17 protein-coding genes and 1 pseudogene are annotated in these 20,116 nt (G+C 62.0%); 4 read left to right on the top strand and 14 right to left on the bottom strand.

The genetic code is table 11. From position 1 onward, the window contains the following. Position 1 precedes the first annotated feature (1 nt). Both HMPREF1023_RS09545 and HMPREF1023_RS09540 read right to left on the bottom strand, forming a co-directional pair. Entirely contained in the window at positions 2 to 2,197 is a 2,196-nt protein-coding gene (locus HMPREF1023_RS09545) for a molybdopterin-dependent oxidoreductase (RefSeq protein WP_009306062.1), read from the bottom strand. Further along, the gene (locus HMPREF1023_RS09540; protein WP_009306060.1) at positions 2,194 to 2,925 is read right to left on the bottom strand and encodes a molecular chaperone TorD family protein; all 732 of its coding nucleotides are present in this window, start codon (positions 2,923 to 2,925) and stop codon (positions 2,194 to 2,196) included. Before HMPREF1023_RS09540 ends, HMPREF1023_RS09545 begins: the two co-directional genes overlap by 4 nt. A 172-nt stretch (positions 2,926 to 3,097) precedes the next feature. Here HMPREF1023_RS09540 and HMPREF1023_RS16150 point away from each other — a divergent pair, with 172 nt between their 5' ends. Together HMPREF1023_RS16150 and HMPREF1023_RS09530 are read left to right on the top strand one after the other, a co-directional pair. Beyond that, the gene (locus HMPREF1023_RS16150; RefSeq protein ID WP_009608078.1) at positions 3,098 to 4,678 is read left to right on the top strand and encodes a response regulator transcription factor; all 1,581 of its coding nucleotides are present in this window, start codon (positions 3,098 to 3,100) and stop codon (positions 4,676 to 4,678) included. A 5-nt stretch (positions 4,679 to 4,683) separates the two neighbouring features. After that, a complete protein-coding gene (locus HMPREF1023_RS09530; protein ID WP_015759985.1) occupies positions 4,684 to 5,343 on the top strand; it encodes an aspartate/glutamate racemase family protein in 660 nt (219 codons plus the stop codon). Positions 5,344 to 5,380: 37 nt separating this feature from the next. Here HMPREF1023_RS09530 and HMPREF1023_RS09525 read toward each other — a convergent pair whose 3' ends face one another. The 3 genes from HMPREF1023_RS09525 to HMPREF1023_RS09515 all read right to left on the bottom strand — a co-directional run bounded on the left by HMPREF1023_RS09525 (position 5,381) and on the right by HMPREF1023_RS09515 (position 8,736). Beyond that, entirely contained in the window at positions 5,381 to 6,028 is a 648-nt protein-coding gene (locus tag HMPREF1023_RS09525; protein WP_050784832.1) for a vancomycin high temperature exclusion protein, read from the bottom strand. Between the two features lie 208 nt (positions 6,029 to 6,236). After that, the gene (locus HMPREF1023_RS09520; RefSeq protein ID WP_009306052.1) at positions 6,237 to 7,304 is read right to left on the bottom strand and encodes an NADH:flavin oxidoreductase; all 1,068 of its coding nucleotides are present in this window, start codon (positions 7,302 to 7,304) and stop codon (positions 6,237 to 6,239) included. A 28-nt stretch (positions 7,305 to 7,332) separates the two neighbouring features. Next, positions 7,333 to 8,736, bottom strand: coding sequence for a helix-turn-helix transcriptional regulator (locus HMPREF1023_RS09515; RefSeq protein ID WP_009306050.1), 1,404 nt, complete (start codon positions 8,734 to 8,736; stop codon positions 7,333 to 7,335). A gap of 254 nt (positions 8,737 to 8,990) precedes the next feature. On the opposite strand from HMPREF1023_RS09515, the gene HMPREF1023_RS09510 reads away from it, so the two are divergent. Further along, positions 8,991 to 10,805, top strand: coding sequence for a flavocytochrome c (locus tag HMPREF1023_RS09510; RefSeq protein ID WP_009306048.1), 1,815 nt, complete (start codon positions 8,991 to 8,993; stop codon positions 10,803 to 10,805). A gap of 87 nt (positions 10,806 to 10,892) precedes the next feature. Here HMPREF1023_RS09510 and leuS read toward each other — a convergent pair whose 3' ends face one another. From leuS to HMPREF1023_RS09475, 7 genes and pseudogenes are all read right to left on the bottom strand, one after another. Further along, on the bottom strand, positions 10,893 to 13,466 hold the full coding sequence (gene leuS, locus HMPREF1023_RS09505) for a leucine--tRNA ligase (RefSeq protein ID WP_035578867.1): 2,574 nt from the start codon (positions 13,464 to 13,466) through the stop codon (positions 10,893 to 10,895). A gap of 311 nt (positions 13,467 to 13,777) precedes the next feature. Beyond that, the gene (gene yaaA, locus HMPREF1023_RS09500; protein WP_009306045.1) at positions 13,778 to 14,530 is read right to left on the bottom strand and encodes a peroxide stress protein YaaA; all 753 of its coding nucleotides are present in this window, start codon (positions 14,528 to 14,530) and stop codon (positions 13,778 to 13,780) included. 8 nt (positions 14,531 to 14,538) lie between these two features. After that, entirely contained in the window at positions 14,539 to 15,480 is a 942-nt protein-coding gene (locus tag HMPREF1023_RS09495) for a sensor histidine kinase (protein ID WP_009306042.1), read from the bottom strand. Continuing rightward, positions 15,477 to 16,364 (bottom strand): hypothetical protein, encoded by an 888-nt coding sequence (locus tag HMPREF1023_RS09490; protein WP_009306039.1) that lies wholly within the window; start codon positions 16,362 to 16,364, stop codon positions 15,477 to 15,479. The genes HMPREF1023_RS09495 and HMPREF1023_RS09490 overlap by 4 nt, the downstream gene beginning before the upstream one ends. 17 nt (positions 16,365 to 16,381) lie before the next feature. Next, positions 16,382 to 17,095: a LytTR family DNA-binding domain-containing protein gene (locus tag HMPREF1023_RS09485; protein ID WP_009306038.1), complete on the bottom strand. Its 714-nt coding sequence runs from the start codon at positions 17,093 to 17,095 to the stop codon at positions 16,382 to 16,384. A 100-nt stretch (positions 17,096 to 17,195) separates the two neighbouring features. Then, the gene (locus tag HMPREF1023_RS09480) at positions 17,196 to 18,062 is read right to left on the bottom strand and encodes a hypothetical protein (RefSeq protein WP_009306035.1); all 867 of its coding nucleotides are present in this window, start codon (positions 18,060 to 18,062) and stop codon (positions 17,196 to 17,198) included. Between the two features lie 146 nt (positions 18,063 to 18,208). After that, positions 18,209 to 18,652 (bottom strand): annotated as a pseudogene (locus HMPREF1023_RS09475) (DmsC/YnfH family molybdoenzyme membrane anchor subunit); the annotation flags it as partial. A gap of 46 nt (positions 18,653 to 18,698) precedes the next feature. On the opposite strand from HMPREF1023_RS09475, the gene HMPREF1023_RS15265 reads away from it, so the two are divergent. Further along, on the top strand, positions 18,699 to 18,926 hold the full coding sequence (locus HMPREF1023_RS15265) for a helix-turn-helix transcriptional regulator (protein WP_309295319.1): 228 nt from the start codon (positions 18,699 to 18,701) through the stop codon (positions 18,924 to 18,926). 40 nt (positions 18,927 to 18,966) lie between these two features. Here HMPREF1023_RS15265 and HMPREF1023_RS09470 read toward each other — a convergent pair whose 3' ends face one another. Continuing rightward, positions 18,967 to 19,275: an addiction module antidote protein gene (locus tag HMPREF1023_RS09470; RefSeq protein WP_009306030.1), complete on the bottom strand. Its 309-nt coding sequence runs from the start codon at positions 19,273 to 19,275 to the stop codon at positions 18,967 to 18,969. A 70-nt stretch (positions 19,276 to 19,345) separates the two neighbouring features. Continuing rightward, complete coding sequence (locus tag HMPREF1023_RS09465) at positions 19,346 to 20,116, bottom strand: zeta toxin family protein (protein WP_009306029.1); 771 nt, start codon at positions 20,114 to 20,116, stop codon at positions 19,346 to 19,348.

Genomic DNA, 20,116 nt, shown 5'->3' with positions numbered 1-20,116 from the left:
GTTACGCCTCCACCTTCCTCACCGTGACGGCCACTTCCTGGCTCATGGTGGCACCCGTGCCGGGCTCCATGTGGAACGGCACGAAATCGGTCATGTTCAAGCCGAACTGGTACGCGCGGCTCTGGTACGGCGACGATCCGCCGTAGTGCGTGGGCAGGAACACCACGCCCGGGCGCATGCGCTGCGTCACGCGCGCCGCCACCTGGCCGGTATGCTCGCTCGAGGCGATCTCGATCATATCGCCGTCGGCGATGCCCAGGTCGGCCGCATCCTGCGCCGAGATCCACGCGCGCTCCAAGCCGTACTCGCGCGAGATGGCGTTCATCGTGGCCACGTTCTGGGTCATCGTGTGCGAGTGGATGCCCTGCTTGCCGCCCACCAGGTAGAACTCGCCCTGTTTGGGCTCCACGAGGCGCGGCGTCCAGCCGATGACCGGGTTGAGGCCCGCCTCGCCCACCGCCTCGGACGAGAACTGGAACTTCTCCGTCGGGGTTTTGAACTTGGGGGTCTTGTACTCGAAGCCGGGATCGGGAAGCTCCACGATGCCCTTCTCCTTGAGCTCGTCCAGGCTCACGCCCACCGTCTCGAGCTGGGCGGCTGCAAGCTCCTCCACCGTGAACGGGAAGTACTCGCCCACGCCGCACGCCTCGGCCAGGCCGGCGAAGATCTCATCGCACGGTTTCGTCTCGGGGTGGATGGGCTCGAGCACCTGCGTGCGCATGGCCACGTAGTGTTTCTTGCCGCCGATGAACTCGGGCAGCTCCATGCGCTCGAGGTAGGTGCACTCGGGCAGCACGTAGTCGGACGCGAGCGCCGTCTCGGACATCTGCACGTCGATGGTGACCACGAGATCGGTCTTCTCCAACCCCTCGCGCCACACCTTCGGCTGGGCGTAGCCCTGCACGGCGTTGGAGTTGTAGAAGAACACGCCCTTCATAGCGCCGTCGAGCGCCGCCTGCAGCACGGCCAGGTTCGATCCCATGCCGCTGGGAGCGAGCGGGTACTCCTTGTCGCCCACGCGCTTGGCCTCGGGCTTCGGAGCGGAGGGGAACTTCTGCTTGTCGATGTCGCCCGCCTTCGGCGAGGACGTGAGCAGCGCGCCTCCCTTCGCGCCCCAGCTGCCCAGAAGCGCGTTCACCGCCGTCACCGCGCGGGCGGTGTCGAACGAGTTCTGATGCGCGCATCCGAACGCCGCGCGCCACGAAGCCTCGACGGCCGCGGCCGGAGCGGCCTTGGCAAGCGCCCGGGCGATCTCCTCGATGGTGGCCGCCGGCACGCCGCACTGCTGCTCGGCCCACGCGGGGGTGTACTCCTTGGCCTGCGCGGCGAACTCGTCGAAGCCCACGGCGTTCTGCTCGACGAACTCATGGTCGTACAGGTCCTCTTCGATGAGCACGTTGCAGATACCCAGCAGAAACGCCAGGTCGGTTCCGGGCTTGATGGACACCCAGTCGGTGGCGAAGATGCCCGAGTTGTTGAGGCGCGGATCCACGATGACGATGCGCGTGCCCTTGTCGGCCGCGGCGGCCAGGCTCTGCACCGACGAGGGGCGAATGCCGTCGCCGTAGCTGCGACCGATGAACACGACCATCTTGGAGTTGCCGAAATCGACCGAGAAGTTGCCCGTGCCGATGGTCTGCGCGAAGCCCGCCTCCTTCGAGGAGTTGCAGGCCGCGCCGTGCGTGTAGATGTTGGCCGAACCGAGCGCGTTGATGAAGCGCTTGGAGTACTCCTTGCCCGAAGGGCGCGGATCCTGGACGATTGCCAGGGCTTCGGGGCCGTTCTTGGCCAGAATGTCCTTCACCTTGGCGCCGATTTCGGAAAACGCGGTGTCCCAGTCGATAGCTTCGAACGAACCGTCGGCCGCGCGGCGCATGGGCTGGGTCAGGCGCTCGTCGGAATAGGCGATCTGCGCCACGCCGTGACCTCGACCGCAGATGGTGCCCTTGGCGTAGGGATGCACGTCGCTGCCGCGCAGCGTGAACAGCTGGCCGCCCAGCGTGGTGGCCACGAGGCCGCACTTGCTGGAGCAGCCGTTGCAGAGCGATGCGCCTTCTTTGCGCTCGTACGAGCCTTCGGCGTGAGCCACCTCGGCCTGCCATGCGCCGAGAGAGCACACGCCCGCGCCCGTCGCAGCCAGCGCCGCCGTGGCCGCCGACCCCTTGAGGAACGTCCGCCGTGTTACGGATGAGTTCATTTCGCTTCCTTTCTTTCCTCCCTTGTTGGTGCCGTTTTCGCCTCGTTCGGCGTCGGTGCGCCCTGCCCCGCATGTCGCGCGAGCTCGCCCAGAAGCGCAACGTACGCGCGCACCTGGCCGATGCCGCGCGCCAGAGCGGCGCGCTCCTCCTCGTCGAAGGCCGAAGCCGAGGCCGCCCGCTCCGCGCGCTCGTCGAGCGCCGCGTCGTAGGCGTCGAGCCAGTCGAAGTGATCCTGTGCAAGCAGGCGGGCAGCCTCCTTGTTGCCGGCTTCCATGTAGAGCGCAAGCAGCTCGCACAGAAGAGACAGGTGGTCGGGCATCGCCGCGAAACGCTTCGGAATCTCCACCTTAAGCGCTTCGTAGAGCGCCTGCACATGGCGCGCCGCATCGCCCAAGTACAGCCCTCGCGCTCCGCCGAACTGCGAGCCCGGCAAAGACGTCCACGGCTTGTAGAGCGATTCCACCGGCATGGCCGCAAGCGGCATGCCCGGCGTGAGCACCTCGCGCTCCACCATGCGGCGCGCGACGCTATCCACTGGATCGGGGGCGGTAAAGCCGTGAGCAGCGAGCAAGCGGCGAACGTCTTCGGACAGCCAATCGACTTGGAACCCGTTGCAGCACGAGCCCTCTTCGCCGGCCTCCGCTGCGTCGTCAATCGAGCCGGTCGCGAAAACCGGAGCGCACGCCTGTAATCCTATTACTATGGTATCATTTTGCCCGTCGATCATCGCAGCCCCCTTCCTTCGGCGTGGGCAATGCTATGATGAGGGTCTCGGGACAGTATCATCAATTATTGATGATTTGATTGTTTGCGCTGATGATAAGCTTTTCCAAGATGAAAGGGAGCCATGCGCCGTTCTCAGAGAAACAGGCGGCGCCAAGGACGAGGAGGGATTGTTCATGCCTGAACGCCTGTCGCGCCCGCGCGATCGACGCAGCATGCGCATGGTGTGGAAAACGCTTCGTATACGCCACCTCGGCCTCGCTTTCTTCTGGGCATGCAGCATGCTCACGTTCCGCAGCTCCATCCTGCTGTCGGGGCCGATGAACACCACGGGATATCAGACGCTCGTCGTGATCATCTCGTTCGTCGCGAACATGACCACGCTGTTCCTGGTGGCCTCGCGCACGGAACGCGACCACTCCTTCTACGACAAACTGCCCGCTTCGGCGTTCACGGTGAGCATCGTGACAGGGCTCGTGCTGATGACAGGCTCGGGCATGGCCGGAAGCGCCGGATTGCTGACGGAGACGATGGCCGTCGTCCCGCTCGTGCTGGGCTCCGTTCTAGCCGGCGTGGGATACGGCTACTTCTGGGGAAGCTGGGCCGAGTGCCTCGGGCGCATGCATCCGTCGCGCACTTCGTTCTATCTGCCCGTTGTGCTGTTGTTGACCGCGCTGTTGTTCGTCGCGTTCTCGTTCTGCTCGGAGGAGCTGGGGGTTCCGGCGCTGCTGCTCATGTTGCCGCTGCCCGTGCTCTCGCAGCTGTGCTTGACGCGCTGCAACCGCGAAGAAACCGACGATCGGCCCGCAATCACGGCCGACTCGGGGCGTTACCGCACGGCGCTCGGCTCGCTGGTCAGTCTCATCGTGGCCAGCCTCGTGCTGTCGTGCCTGTTCGGCTACGTGTGGCAGATGACCGTGGCTTCAGTCGACTCGGCTTACGAGGCTCACCGGCTGCCGCTTATCGCCAACATCGTGGCCGCCGTGGCGCTCATCGGGCTCGTGCTGTTCGCGCGACGCCGCACCGATCTGGCGCTTACGTTCAAGGTGATCGTGCCCATTCTCGTGGTGCTGTTCGCGCTCATGCCGATGTTCTGGAGTACGTACCCGGTGGAGCTCAACACGGTAATGAGCGCGTGCTACGGCGTATTCGACGTGATCATCTGGTATATGGTGGCGTCGACCGCATACGACTTCAGCGTGTCGGGCTTCGTGGTAGGCGGCATCGTGCGAGGGGTGTCCATCATCGCACGACTGGTGGGCATCGGCATCGGCTACGTGGTGATGCTCATCCCCGAAAGCCCATCCATGCTGGTCATCGGCGTGTCGGTGGGCGCGGTCTACGTGCTGGCCATGCTGGCGCTGTTCCAGCAGGGCGGCAATCGGTTCTCGTTTTTGAGCTTCGGCGCCAGCAAGGCGAAAGACGCCGAAGGGAAAGCCGCGGCCGTTTCGTGCGCAGCGGGATGCGGAGCCGCCTGCCCCCGCCAGCAGATCGCCTCCGCCGACGAAGCGCGAGGCGACGAATCCGCCTCCGAGCCCGACGGCGACGTGCTCGAGCAGATAGCCTCGTACTACGGGCTGACCCGCCGCGAAGCCGAGGTGCTCCCCTACCTGGCGCGCGGGCGCTCGGCCAAGGTGATCGCCGAGGCGCTGTTCGTGTCCGAGAGCACCGTGCGCACGCACACGCGGCGCATCCTGGAAAAGACCGCCCTGCATTCGAAGCAGGATCTCATCGACCTTATCGAAAAGTACGAGTGATCGCCATGGATACCGTTTTTCACCCCACCTGGACTGTAGGAGTCATCCGCGTCATCACGCAGGATCAAGAACAGGCTGACGCGCATGGGCTGCTCATCGAGCGTGCGTTTCCTCAGGTGCGCGTCGTGTCGCGCTGCATTCCCGATCAACCCGAGGGCGTGCACGATGCCGCTACGAAGCGCACTGCCGAACCTAAAGTGATTGCGCTTGCCTGTCAGCTGGTCGAACAGGACGCGGACGGCATCATAGTGAGCTGCGCCGACGACCCCGGCGTAGCCGAAGCGCGCGCCATCGTGGGCGTGCCGGTGGTGGGCGCGGGCGAAAGCATGGCCACCGCCGCGGCGCTTCACGAGGGGCCGGTAGGCGTCATCGGCATCACGCCGGACGCGCCGCCCGCGTTCCCGCGCATCTTGGGCGAGCGTCTGTTGGCGAACCTCGTGCCCGACGGCGTTCGCGACACGCGCGATCTGAACACGCCCGCAGGTCAACACGCCGCTATCACGACGGCTCGACGCCTGCGCGAAGAAGGCGCAGCGGTCATCGCGCTCGCCTGCACGGGGTTTTCGACTATCGGCTTGGCGCCGCAGCTCGAACGAGCCGCCGGCATCCCCGTCCTCGACCCGGTGACCTGCGAAGCGCAGGCGCTGTTGGCGCTGCTAGCGTAAGAATCGCGCGCGCCTGACGCACCTCTGACACTCCCCGTCAGCCCTCGGTGACGTCGCCGGACTGATCGAGGCTGATGGGGTCGCCCACGAACGTCGAAGGTACCTTGAACAGCGTCTTGAAGAAGTCCTTCGTGCGCGCGGGGATCTCGCGCAGATCGTACTGGAGCTGCTTGGAGTAGTCATGGTAGTCGCTGGCCACGCCGAGGGACTCGAGGCCAAGACCCTGCGCGGCGTACAGCGCACGATACAGATGATAGGTCTGGGTGGCCACCACGATGCGCTCGGCGCCGAACACGTGCTTCGCACGATACATGCTCTCGTACGTGGAGAAGCCTGCATGGTCGCAGAAGATGTCGTGGCTCGGCACGCCTTGGGAAATGGCGTAGTCCTTCATCACCTGCACCTCGTTGTACGACACCGTGCTGTTGTCACCGCTCATGATGAGCTTCGGCGCCACACCTTCCTTGTAGAGCGCGATGCCGTCGTCCAGCCGATCCCGCAAGATGCCCGACGGCGTGCCGTCGGCGAACACGGATGCGCCCAGCACAACGATCGCGTCGGCATCGAAGCCGACCGCCGATTGCGGCTCGACGATACGATCTTTGGTCGTGGCGATGGTCGCCACGTTCGTCGCCGCGAACACGGCGACGACCACGAGCATGCATCCGAGCATCAAACCCAGCATCGTCTTCAACCATCCATGTTTCTTGCGTCGCGTCATAAGCGTCGATGATAGCAAATCCCGCACCGAACCCGCTACGCATTCCGCGCCCGTCATCGAAACTTGAAGCCGATTACATGAGAATTGCGCGGGTTCGAGGAGACAAGGGAGACAAGGGAACGAGGTTTACGACTCGTCGCGGGCTATGAGTCGTAAACCCCGTTCCCTTGTCTCATTCCAAGATGCAGCGATGGCCCGGCATCGTGCTGCACTTATCGCACGAAACGCAGCGGGGCTTCGCCTGCGGATCGACCCGCCAGCGTCGCGCCAGTCGCGGTTCGCAGATAAGCGGCCGACAAAGACCGAAACCCGCTATGCCGCCGGCGCTTTCAACAACAAGGCGCTCCATCGCATCGAGCCGCCGATTGCCTCCGGTAAGGATCAGGGGAATGTCGACCTCGCACGCAAGCCGCTTCGCATAGGGAGCGAAGAACGGCTCTCCATCGAAGTCGCGCACACGGCAGTTCCGCCAGTTCCCGCTCACTTCTATAGCCGACGCGCCGTGAGCCGCCAGCAGCTTCGCCGCTTCAATGCTGTCGTCCTCAGTCAGGCCGCCCTCCACGCCGTCGGAGCTGTTCAGCTTCACGATCAGCGGGAACGTCGCACCCACTCGCAAGCGCACAGCGTCGACGACCTCGACAAGGAAGCGGGCACGGTTCCGCAGGGCACCGCCGTACTCGTCGCGGCGCCTGTTGAGCAAGGGGCTCAAGAACTGGCTGAGCAGGTAGCCGTGCGCCGCATGCAGCTCGACGCCATCGAATCCGGCAGTTTGAGCACGGGCCGCCGCGTCGGCGAATGCTTGGGCGAGCTCATGCAGATCGGCAACCGTGGCCTCCACCGGCACGATGCCGGTCTTCGGGTTGGCGACGGCCGACGGCCCGAGGATGCGCCTGCTGGGCGGCTGGAGCTTCGTCGCCGAGCCGCCGTATACGATCTGCGATACGATAGCCGTCCCATGCGCGTGAGCCATGTCCGTCAATGCCCGGAATTCGGGAACGAACGAGTCGTCGTAGATGCCCAGCATCCGAGGATTCGGCTGTTCGTTTCGCATAACGCGTGCATACCCCACGATGATCGTACCTATCCCGCCATCGGCAAGCTCCTCGTAGATCGCCGTCAGCTCAGGAGTCATATGCCCACCGTCATCGGCTAACGCCTCGTAGGTGGCTGCTCGCACCAGTCGGTTTTTCGCCCGCAACGAGCCTATTTCCATCTCCTCGAACAAAGTTTCCTTCGCCATCGCGCCTCCTTCAAACCGCATCGCAGCGCTACTCGGCGATGCCGAGCAATTCGTACAGCTCCTCGCGGCTGTGCACTCCCAGTTTACGATAGATTCGACTCGTATGGGCTTTTACCGTACCGCGCGCCACAAACAGGTTCTCCTCGATCTCCGCCGTCGTCCCCTTCCGCGCAAGCAGTTGGAGAACCTCTTCTTCACGCGGGCTGAGACTGCATTCGCGCGAAAGATCGGATACGCGCATGGCCAACAGCCCCGGCGAAAACACGTCGTCCTCTCCAGGATCCCCCTTGAGATTGATGCCCCACTTCGCGGAAAGCCTTTTTTCGGTGAAAAACAGGATTACGAACGCCACCACCACAGATGCAACGATCCCGATATGAAGCATGTTCATGAATTCCCCCGGCAAGTACGACGAGCCAAATGCGAACAAGCTCCATCCTCCAGCTTCCACCAGATAGCGGATGCCACGCTCGATTCCGTTCAACCAGGCGGCAGAAATGCCGAAACGGTACGTGATGTTGCTCAAGACGATCATGATGAAGATGGAAAGCATCGTGTAACCCGCGTCGTAGCAGGTCGCAACCGTTTGCGCATCGAGAGAGAACTGCGGGGCGATCAGCAACAACCCCACCGTCATAAAGGGGAAGGCGAGCTGGTATATCGTGTCGAAGTTGAACCATCTTGACGACGACAATACGCCGAAGATCACAAACGCCGCCACCAACACAGTCCCGACGACGTTTCCGACCACCAGCGGCTGATCCGGCAACACGCCGAACCCTGTCGCGAAGGTACACACTCCCATAAGGAGAATGGGCTTCCAAGGCACCTCCGAGAGCCCGGCCTTTCCCATGCGTTTGGGCAGATCGACATCCGGCAGACGCTTCATCGATCGCCGAACCCAATCGATGGACGCAAGCGGAAGCATCACGGAAAACACGGCAATATACGCAGGATCCAACCCGCCGAACAGCCATTTCAACGCTTCCCCCAACACGATGGCGCCAGCATAGTACACCGCTACGCGCATAGGATTCAGCGATCCGAAGAATTCGGTCCACATGAGGATGAGCAATCCCAGCCCCGCTCCCGCCAACATGAGGCCGGCGTATTTGAGCGCGGCAACTTGCAGCCAGAAGCACGAGACCACGCAGAGCGCAGAGCCTCCGACCATGCCGATGGCGGTCAACGTCACCAGCGCGTTGTTCGACCACAGAGGCGTGATACGTCGGGATAGGAGCACGACGGCAAACGACGCCACGCCTATGGCTCCCTCGAACAGCGCGTAATCGAAGAAATCAATGGTCGGAAACGCCTCATAGCGAAAGAACGTGGCAAGCCATGCACGGTACAACCCCACCCCGAGAAAAGAGACCGGCATAGCCCCCATGCGTATAAACATGTCTTTCCAACGCGCGACGAACTCCCTCATGCAGTTCCTCCCCTCCCTGCAATTCCAGCTTCCATCTTACGCTTTCGCCCCGCGATATCGAAGGCGTTTTGCACGGGGTTACATTTTTAAACTCGGGTAGGGTTACACATTGAAACCCGCCGCGGGCTGCAAAGGCATTTTCCCGATGGTATGTTTCCGCTGTCCCGAGCACACAGGTCGGTACTCGACGCTCAACACGGTTGCGATGCCGACCAACCGGGGAGACGGAACAGATAACAGGGAGGATGGACATCATGGCTGAACTTTCACGCAGGCAGTTTCTCACCGGAGCCGCTCTTGCGACCGCAGGAGGAGCCCTTACCCTTGGCGGATGCGCGCCGAAGGGAAGCGCCGCGAAAGCACCTTCCGACGAAGCAAGCGTGGCAACCGTCGGCAGCGGCATGGGCAAGCACGGCTCCATACAGGTGGAAGTGATCACGAAAAACGGCGCCATCGAGCGCATCGACGTGCTCGATTCTCGCGAGTCTGCCGGATTGGGCGATGTCTGCATGGACAAGCTGGGCAAACTCATCGTCGAAGGTCAGACGTTGAACGTCGACGTCGTGAGCGGCGCATCGCTTTCCAGCATGGCCTACCTCACAGCCGTTGCCGAAGCGCTCGACAAAGCCGGAGAGAAATCATCGGAATGGAAGAAGCGCGACAAGGCGCTTCAACGGCCCGATAACGACATTCCCACGTCGTACGATGTGGTGGTCGTAGGCGCGGGCGGGGCAGGATTCACTGCGGCCATCAGTGCAGCGAACAAAAGCAAGAAGGTGCTGCTCATGGAGAAGCTCGGCGTGTTCGGCGGATCGACCGCGTTGTCGGGCGGAGAAATGGCCGTACCGGGCAACTGGATCCAGAAGAACTCAGGGCTTGAAGACAGTCCCGAACTGCTCGCGGCCGACATGCTGGAAGGAGGAGACCATCGCGGCGATCCCGAGCTGGTCAACGTCATCGCCCGCGGCGTGTACGATGCCGCGCAATGGCTCACGTACGAGGGCGGCGTTTCCTGGGAGCACAACCTGCTGTTTTTCGGCGGCCACACCGTCAAACGCTCCATTATTCCCTCGGGGCACATCGGCAACGCCATGACAACGCGACTGACCACGCGAGCGCGATCCATCGACAACATCACGCTCATCGACAACACGAAAGCCACCGATCTCGCACAAGATTCCGATGGAAAGATCAACGGGATAAAGGCAGTGAACGTCGTCACGGGCGATGAGTACGCTTTCGACTGCAAGGCCGTCGTCTTGTCATGCGGCGGGTTCGGCGCGAACGTCGAAATGCGCGCGAAGGCCAACCCCGAGTTCGGCGAGCAGTTCAACTCGACCGATTCAGTGGGCGCACAGGGGGACGGCCTGACCATGGCTTCGGCCATCGGAGCCGATCTGGTCGACATGGAGCTTATTCAAACCTATCCCATCTGCGACGTCGATACCGGCGCGCTGCTCTACCTGGACGACATGCGTCTCGATGAGCGCACGGTCATGTTCAACAAGGAAGGCAAACGCTTCGTCGAGGAGCTTGGACGTCGCGACGTGCTATCGAAAGCCATCCTCGAGCAAACCGACGAGCGCGCTTACGAAATATGGGATCAAGCCGCTGCCGACGAGACCAAGGTGGTAGATATACATTCAGACGAGTTCGAGAACCTCGCATCGCGCAAGCTATGCGTGAAGGCCGATACGCTCGAGGAGGCATGCGAGCCTTTCGGCATCGATGCAGCCCAGCTTTCGAAAACCATCGAGCAGTGGAACGGATACGTCGACGCAGGATCTGATCCCGACTTCGCCTATCGCGGAACCATGCACAAGGTGGACACCCCGCCGTATTACATTATGGCCTACAAGCCCGCCGTTCATTACACCATGGGTGGCCTACGCATCAACACAAGCGCTGAGGTGCTCGACGTCCAAGGATCCCCTATTCCAGGATTGTATGCGGCTGGCGAAGTAGCCGGTCATAAGATGGGCACGAATCGTTTGGGGTCGACCTCCATGGCAGACATATACACATTCGGTCGCATAGCCGGCGACAACGCCGCCGATTACGTGGCATAGTTCCTCGCCACTCTCGATAGCCCCCTCCAAAACGGAACGGCTCGGAAACCCGAGCCGTTCCTCAATGTCCCAGCCTTATCGTGCGCCCTACTTCGCGACGATGTTCACCAGGCGGCCGGGCACCACGACGACCTTCTTAACGTCCTTGCCCTCGAGCGCCGCTTCGACGGCTGCGAGGCCTACGGCCTTGATGTCGTCCTCGGCAGCGTCCGCCGCTACCATGATCTTCGCTTTCACCTTGCCGTTCACCTGCACAGCCAGCTCGACCTCGTCGGCCTTGGCCTGCTCGGGGTCGAACTCGGGCCACGGCTGCGTGTGCACCGAGCCGTCCTTGCCCAGCACTGCATGCCACAGCTCCTCGGCCCAGTGCGGCGCGAACGGAGCCAGCAGCTTCACCAGCACTTCGGCCACATCGGCATCGACCGCGCGCGACTCTTCGCAGGCGGCGCGCTGCTCGGGCGAGCGCTTGCGCAGGTAGTCGCTCGCCGCGTTCGTCAGCTCCATGATGGCGGCGAGGGCCGTGTTGAAGTTGTTGCGGTCGAAGTCGTCGACCACCTTGCCCACCACACGATGGCGCTCGCGCACCAGCTGTTCGAGCGCTTTGATGCCCTCGTCCTCGGACGCGCCCGGCTGGAACAGCGTTTCCTCGTCGGCGGCTCCCATCAGGTCGTTCACAATGCGCCAAGCGCGGTTCATGAACTTGTAGATGCCCGCCAGGCCGCCCTCGTCCCACAGCAGGTCCTTGTCGGGCGGGGCCATGAACAGGATGTACGCGCGCACCGCGTCGGCGCCGTACTCGGCGATCATGTCCTCGGGGGCAATGACGTTGCCCTTCGACTTCGACATGGTCTCGCCGTGCTCGTCCTTCACCATGCCCTGGCACAAGAGGTTCGAGAACGGCTCATCGAACTCAAGCAGCCCCAGGTCGCGCAGCACTTTCGTGTAGAAGCGGCTGTACAGCAGGTGCAGGATGGCATGCTCGATGCCGCCGATGTACTGGTCGACGGGCATCCAACGGTTCGCCTTCTCGGGCGCGAACGGCAGCTCCTCGTTGTGCGGATCGGTGTAGCGCAGGTAGTACCAGCTGGAGCATGTGAACGTGTCCATCGTGTCCGTCTCGCGCTTCGCCGGGCCGCCGCATACCGGGCACGTCGTGTTCACGAACGCCTCGTGCGTGGCAAGCGTCTCGCCTGCAGCCAGGTCGATGTCCTCGGGCAGGCGCACCGGAAGGTCCTCCTCCGGCACGGGCACGAGACCGCATTCCGGGCAGTGCACGGCCGGGATGGGGTTGCCCCAGTAGCGCTGACGGCTGATCAGCCAATCGCGCAGGCGGAACTGCACGGTCTTCTTGCCCTTGCCCTCGGCCGCGAGGTCGCCGATGATCGCATCGACGGCGGGCGAATGCTTGCCGCCCACCATGCCGGTGTACTTGCCGGACTGCACCAGCACGCCTTCGGCATCGTAGGCCGCTTCCCAATCGACCGACGTCACGCGGCGCTCCTGCACGCCGTTGAGCTCGGGATACAGCGGATCGTCCTCGCCCAGGATGATGGGAATGATGGGCAGGTCGTACTTGCGCGCGAACTCGAAGTCGCGCTGGTCGCCGCACGGCACGGCCATGACCGCACCGGTGCCGTAATCGCTCACGATGTAGTCGGCCACCCACACGGGCACCTTCTCGCCGTTCACCGGGTTCACCATATAGCGGCCGGTGAACGCGCCGTGCTTCTCGCGGTCGCCCTGGGCGCGCTCGACGGCGCTCACCTTGGCGGCGCCTTCCACCACCTCGCGCACGGCGGCTTCGTACTCGGTGCCCTCCACCAGCTCCATGAGGCCCTTGTACTCGGGCGCCAGCAGGAAGAACGAGCAGCCGAACAAGGTATCGGGACGCGTGGTGAACACGGTGATCACATCGTCGGCCGTCGGTTCGGCCGGAGCCTCGCCGTCGGGCCCGCACAGCACGAAGTCGATTTCGGCGCCTTCGGAGCGGCCGATCCAGTTCGCCTGCATCTGCTTGACGCGCTCGGGCCAACCGTCCAGCTGGTCGAGGTCGTCCAGCAGCTCCTGGGCGTAGTCGGTGATCTTGAAGTACCACTGCGTGAGGTCGCGCTTCTCCACCGCGCCGTGGCAACGCCAGCACTCGCCCTCGGTGACCTGCTCGTTCGCGAGCACCGTCGCGCAGTTCGGGCACCAGTTCACCGGGCTGTTGCGGCGCTCGACCAAACCGCGCTTCCAGAACTGCAGGAAGATCCACTGGCCCCAGCGGTAGTACTCGGGGTCGCACGCCACCACGGTGCGGTCCCAGTCGTACGAGAAGCCCATGCGCTTGAAGCTGGCCTTCTGCGTGTCGATGTTGGCGTAGGTCCATTTGGCCGGATGGCTGTTGCGCTTGATGGCCGCGTTCTCGGCCGGCAGGCCGAACGCGTCCCAACCCATGGGATGCAGCACGTCGAAGCCGCGCATCTTGTAGTAGCGCGCGACGACGTCGCCGATGGTGTAGTTGCGCACGTGTCCCATGTGGATGTCGCCCGAGGGGTACGGGAACATCTCGAGCACGTACTTCTTCGGCTTCGAGGGATCCTCGGTCACCTTGTACAGGTCGGCATCGTCCCACTCCTTTTGCCAGCGGGGTTCGATCTCGTGCGGGTTGTACGGTTTCATGGTCATTGGTTTTCCTCGTCAGGCCGTCGCCCGCCCATGCGCGTCCGCACGGGTGGGCCAATTGTTCGCGAATGCTCCTATTATAGTGATATTGTCCGATGCGCGAAATGGCGGCTTTCACATCCACCCGAAAACCGCCGGGATTCGAAAGCTCGATGCACTCCGGCGTGCGCAACACGACAAGACCTCGTCGTCCATGGTGGTCCGCATTCGTCAGGCGATTCACGAGAACTTCTCGCAAAGCTTTGCGCTCAGAGGAGTCATCAATTCGAGTCAAAACCGTTTGTTTGATTATTTGAGGTTATGCATGGCTATTTCTGAACGAATACATAGCAATCGTCGGTCGACCGAGCGGGATCGAACGCGTAGCCGAGCGCATCGAAGGCTTGCAGGTCGGCAGGTTCTTTAATGGCGTTCTCGGCGCACCAGCGCACCATGGTACCGCGCGCGGCTTTCGCGGCGGTGGAGCGCTGCACGAGGCGATCGCGCGCGTCGACGGTGCCGAACAGGCAGGTGAGCACTCTTGCCCCGCAGCGATCCGCAGAGGGAACGACGGCCTTCGCGTATTCCACCGATGCCAGGTTCACGATGACGTCCGTTTCGGCCGCGAGCACGCGGCTCAGGCTGTCGCCCCAGAACTCGTAGAGATTGCGCGCGCCGTCCACCGCGAGCTTCGCCTGCATTTCCAGGCGGTACGGCGCCACGCCGTCGAGCGGGCGCACCACGCCGTAGAGCCCCGAGAGGATGCGCAGATGCTCCTGCAGGTAATCCAACTGCTCCATCGTCATCACCTGCGGCGCAAGGTTCTGGTACTGGATGCCCTCGTAGGCCAGCACCGCCGGCGTCAACGCGCCGGAGCGCACTTCGAGCGTGCGGAAGCGTTCGAAGTTGAGTTCGGCCAGCGCGTCGCTGCACTGCCACAGCGCCTTCGCCTCGTCGTACGAGAGCGCCCGCACCGTATCGGCCAGACGCGCAGCCCGATCCGCGAACATCGGCAGATCGCGCCATCCAAACGCATCGTCGACCACGCTCATCTTCTTAGCAGGAGAAACGATGAACCTCATATCCCACCTCACCTTGCATCCAGTTTCAGCAACACCGTTGTGCGGTACACGCCATCTTCCTGCACGGTTTCCAACGTGCCGTCGTGACGGTCGGCGAGGGTTTTGAGGATGTTCAGGCCCCAGCCGTGCTCGGGAAGGCGGTCGCCGCGCGAACGGCGCGGAGCGCGACGGGCCTCGCCAGGTTCAGCCGGCGCGCAACTGTTCTCCATCCGCACTGCCAGATAGCCGGCATCCACACGTGCTTTCAGCTTGATGAACCGCGCGCCCTCCGGCACCTTGCCGCATGCGCTGACAGCGTTGTCCAGCAGGTTCGAGAACACCGCGCACAGCTCCACGCTCGGCAGAGAGACATCGTCGGCCAGCGCCAGATCGAGCTCGAGTCGAATGCCTCGCTCCGCACATACGGCAGCCTTCATCGAGACGAGGGCATCGACCACCTGGTGCTCGCACGAGCGCTTGCAGGACGAATCCATGATGCCGACCGCCTTCATCAGCCCCCGCGATGCCTGTTCGGCCTCTTGCCGTTGCAGCAGATCGTCCACCGCCGCTAGCTCGCGTGCGACGTCTTCGCGAACGCGGCGCGCTTCATCGATGTCCGCCGATAAACGCCGCAAATACTGTTCCTGCGCTTGCAACTGCTCTTCCAGCAGACGCACACGCTCGCGGGACAGCTCGCGCTTCTCGGACTCCTCCAACGCTTTGAACAGCACGAGATCGACCGGTCCGCACAAGGCGCCCACGACCGCGACCAGCGCGAACATCCAAAAAGGCAGCTCGTAGGCAATCGCATAATAAAAGAGGAACGCAACGATGCACAGCTGGCTGAACGGGAATAAAAGGTTAATCAAAAGACGCGTCGGGGGCACGCCGCGCAGCCGGCGCGCCAGCACCGCCATAATCGCGCACATCAGCAGCAGCACGCCTACCGCGATGATCATCCGCACGATCATAAGACTGCCTCCTCGCTTCGGCGGGTATCGTTAAGCACCTCGGCCATGCAGGCAAGATGTTCGTGGGCCTCTTGAAAGTTGCCGCGTTCCGACAGGGCAAGCACCACCTGTACGTGGTTGCCCATATCGTGCCGCACCTTCAAGGTATGCTCAATGTCCGAAACGAACTCCCCGCAACGCGCTAGATACCGATCCAGCTGCTCTTCGAGCATCGTCGCACGGACATCGTCGCGCCGCTTTTGGGCGAAGCGACCCATAGCCTCAAACAGCAGCAGATCGACCGCGAAACCGACAAGCGCCAGCACCACGCTTGCGCCGTAATACGTCATCGATTCCTGGATGTAGCCGAGCGGTAAAAGGATCATCACGTTCACCAGAACAAGCTGTACCAAGGAAAAAAGCACGGGCAGCCATTCGCCCATTCCCCGTTCCTGAGCGCTGCCGAAACGGTTAAGCAGCATGCAGAGCATCGCGAGAAGCGGAACGAGCAGAGCCATATGAGCCGCATGAGTCAGGAAAAAAGCGCCAAGATGCGTTCGAACGGCCTCGTAATCGGCGACCGGCGTGCCGGTCATCGACATCCACAGGGCGCCGCCGGGCAGCTCTGCGAAGAAAAGCACCAGGTGCGCCAGCGTCACGACGAGAATTCTGCGCGCGAGGCTTCCCTGCGATAGGAATATGGGAATGAGGGCGAGCGGCACGGAGGCCGCCAGTCTGAACTCGACGCTCATGCTTGAACGAAACGAGGAGATAAGCAGCACGAAAACCAGTTCCAGCACCCAGAACAGGGAGAGTCTGCGAATATTGAGCATCTTGGTGAGCGCATAGGCGAACACCAATTGCACGGGAACGACCCCGATGATGTCGAGGAGAGCATCGGGCATACGAGAGCCTCGCCGTCCTACAGCTTGGATTGCACGCGCGAGAAGACAGCTTCGCGCACGAATTTGCGGCGCTTCTGACTCACGGGCACAACCTGGTTCGACGAGAGCACCACGCTGTCCGCTTTGAGCTCCTTGACGTGATCCATGTTTACCAGGAAGCTCTTATGGCATTGGATGAACGAAGCGGGCAGCTCGGCAGAGAGGTCGGACAACGACGCGTACGCTTCGATCTCCTCGGCTCCCGCATGGATGCGTACTTTGCGCCGATCGCTTTCGATATAGCTGATCCTGCTCGGCTCGACAAGCACTACCCTGCTTCCAAGCCGAACGCTCAGGGGCTTGCTCGCGTCGGCCTCGAGCCGCTCGAACGCGCGGCTCAGCGCGTCGTCCAAGTCGTCCTGCGCGAACGGCTTTACCAGAAAATACAGGTGCTCTGTGCGGTACACGCTCGTGCAGTATTCGACGAAGCCGGTGACGTAGATCACCTGCGTTCCGCACCCTGCGGGGAAATACCGCTTCACGAGGTCGATGCCGTTCGCGTCTTCCGAGCCCAGCTCGATATCCATCACGAGAACGTCAATGGCCGGTTCCTCCGCAAGACGCGCCGTCAAAGATTCGGCGTCGACAACATGCTCGATGGCGAGCTCGCCGCCACGCGGGGAGCATTCGATCATGCTCCGGATGATCTCGGCTTGGGCGGCATCGTCTTCTACTATTACGACCTGGTACATGGCATCGGCTAACGTCTCTGGTTTGCATGGAGGGGATAAGCGTGCTGCGCTCCACGAGATTATATACGATGAAGCCTTTTGCCCCTTCCGGGTTTTTCGGTCACTTCGGCAAATATAATGACCGAAACGATGATATATGATCACGGGCGCGCACATAGTCGCCTCTCTCGGCAAGCGCCATAGCCGCATGAGCCTGGTTTCGCACGTCGTGGCGCATCCTCGCCGTCTGCTCGACCTCCAAGACGAACGCATTGCACTGCGCAAGACACGCATCCAGCTGACCCTGCAACAGCGCGGCTCGCTGATCCTCATGCCGCTTGCGAGCGTAGCGGTCCATCGAAGCGAACAGCATCGCATCCACGACGAAGCACCCGATCGCAAGCACCGACATGCCGTAGAAAAGCACGCTGGAACCCAGGCGGGCATACACCCCTGCAATCAGGGGAACCGTCAGCAGAAGAGCCTGCACGACCGGAAACCAGAGGAACAGCCGCAAATTCATCGATCCCGCAGACTCGCCGCGATGCAGAGCAAGGCGCAGCGCGGCGAACAGCGCGATCAGCAAGACGAGGTGAGCCGCATGCATGATCGCGAACTCGCCGAGGTGCGCCCGCGTGTTGTCGTAATCGATGATGTCGATTCCCGTCATGCCGTACCACAATGCCGTTCCCAGCACTTCGGCGATCATGATTGCCACGTTCATGAGCGCAATGACGAACACTTTTCGCGCAGGACGCTCGTCTGCCATGAGGAAGGGCAGCACGCCTCCCGTGAACACGAGGTAGGCGAAGCGCATCCCTGTTCCCGCATCGCCGCGCGTCAACACTACCACGAGCATGCAGCTTGACATAAGAAGGTAGAATGCGGCCCTGTTGCGCATATGCAGCACGCGGCTCCAGGTGTAGATGATGACCGCTTCCACCGGAGCAGTGCCCAGTACGTCGAGCATCGTGTTCGACAGATGCATACCCTCTAAGCCTCCAGAGAGGCGACAACACAAGGCACGACGAGGGTGCTCATTGTTCGCAGGTGGGCGGCTTTGGCGGATGCATCCGCGATCATCGAAACTCCTTCAACCGGGTCTGTCCCCAGCAGGGTACCACGCCAACAGCGCTATAAACTGATGCCGTAGGTCATATGCATCATGTAGAACGCGAAACGCATCACGAAGATGCCGGCGAACACCAGCGCAGACGCGATGGCGGCCGATGCAACCGAGATGCCGCGCCCGCGCATGAGCGGAAGAGCGTCCACTGCAACCCCGGCTACAGCAAGCAGGAAGAAAACCGTCGCCATCGCGCCATACGTCGGTACAAGCTGTTCTGCGGACACAAGGTAGTTTCTCATCGTAAGTACGCTCATGCCTTGGGCGACGTACACGCCCGCATTCGCTAGGAGAGCTGCGGACGAGAGGGCGAGCAGCATCCCGCCCACCCGGCTTTCTAACGGCGACCACCGCGAGAACCGCAAGCAGAAAAGAGTCAGAACCGGGCCGCCCACCAGCGCGTTCAAGCACAACGCGACGGGAACGAAGGGCGTGTCCCAGGTGACCACCGTCCTGCTGGCGTAGGCGAACGACGGCGAGCCTGTTTACCAGGACCGCATCTCCAAGCAGACCGCCCGCATCTGCCAGGAGTTCCGCCTGAGCGCACGAGAAGCCGAGGTCATGGAGCACATCGTGCGCGGCAAGACCGTGGTGCGCATCGCCGAGGAGCTGGTGATCTCCGAGAACACCGTGCGCATGCATTCGAAGCGCATCTACGCCAAGCTCGACATCCACAAAAAGCAGGACCTCATCGACCTCGTAGACTCGTTCGACCCCGAACCGTGAAGCTAACCGAGAACCGAAAACAGCAATCCGAACGTCCTTTTTAGTGCGCGACGGTTTGCACAGAATCGGCAACGGGCTTCACATCGAACGCGAGACCAAGGCTGTCGAGTATTTTCACAACGGTTTGAAATCGAGGATTCGAGTCGTCGGATAGGGTTCGATACAAGTTCTCTCTATTCAATCCCGTGGAAGCCGCAACCGAAGACATCCCTTCAGCCCTTGCCACGACACCGAGCGCATGCTCAAAATATCCAGGATCCCCGTCTTTGAGAGCCTCGCTGAGGTACTCGGCAATATCGTCAGGCGAAGCAAGATGATCTGCAGCATCCCACGTCCTCGTCTCAAGCATGTCGCTCCCTCCATTCGCTCAAAAGTTCTCGGGCTTTCTTGATATCGGCAGTCTGGGTCGATTTGTCGCCTCATTTAAGAGCCTTTGCTTGTTCGAGGCGTTGCTTGAGATATTCGTAGTGAGCGCTTTCTTCGGCGGTCCATGCTCCGAAGAGGATGCGTTCGAGCGCTTCGCTCGCCGGTTCTTCGTCGTCCGCGCTGGAGAAGAGGCGCTGCTCGCTGCGCGAGTACAGGCCTATATCGTCGAACATGCCCGACTCTTCCAACACCTTCAAATTGCCGACGATGCTCTTGACGATGGAAAGGTGGTGCGCCGGATCGACCGCGCGCGGCTCCGTTCCGGCGATGCGCATCTGCTCGTATCGCAACTGGCAGCTGATGAGCGATATCTCCGGCTTAACCGCCATGAGCGCCAACGATACGCTATACCCGCGATCACGTAGGAGCCGCGCAGTCTTCAGGGGGACTTCGGACGTGCGCAACGTCCCTTCGATAATGAGGTTGTATCCCATAATGGAGAGCGCATCGATAATCGCCTCGACCATCCGACCGGCCCACGCCGCCGTATGTGCAGGCGAGTCGATGCCGTATTGGGCGCAGATCTGTTTATATCGCGGATGAAAAGAACGGTACTCGTCACCGTTAACGACAATCACGTTACCGTTCATCGCATTGCGAAAGACGTTGTGAAGAGTCGTCTTCCCTGCTCCGCTCTGGCCGCCAAGCAAAATAGCTTGAGGCTTATCCGAAGGCGCAAGACACGCACCGACGACCGATGAGCTGACGATCTCCTGTATTCCTTCATAGAGTTCTTCATCCGAGTAACATTCGATGCTCTCCAT

Source organism: Eggerthella sp. 1_3_56FAA (assembly GCF_000185625.1).
GTDB lineage: Bacteria > Actinomycetota > Coriobacteriia > Coriobacteriales > Eggerthellaceae > Eggerthella > Eggerthella lenta.
This window is presented reverse-complemented; position numbering and strand designations above follow the sequence as displayed.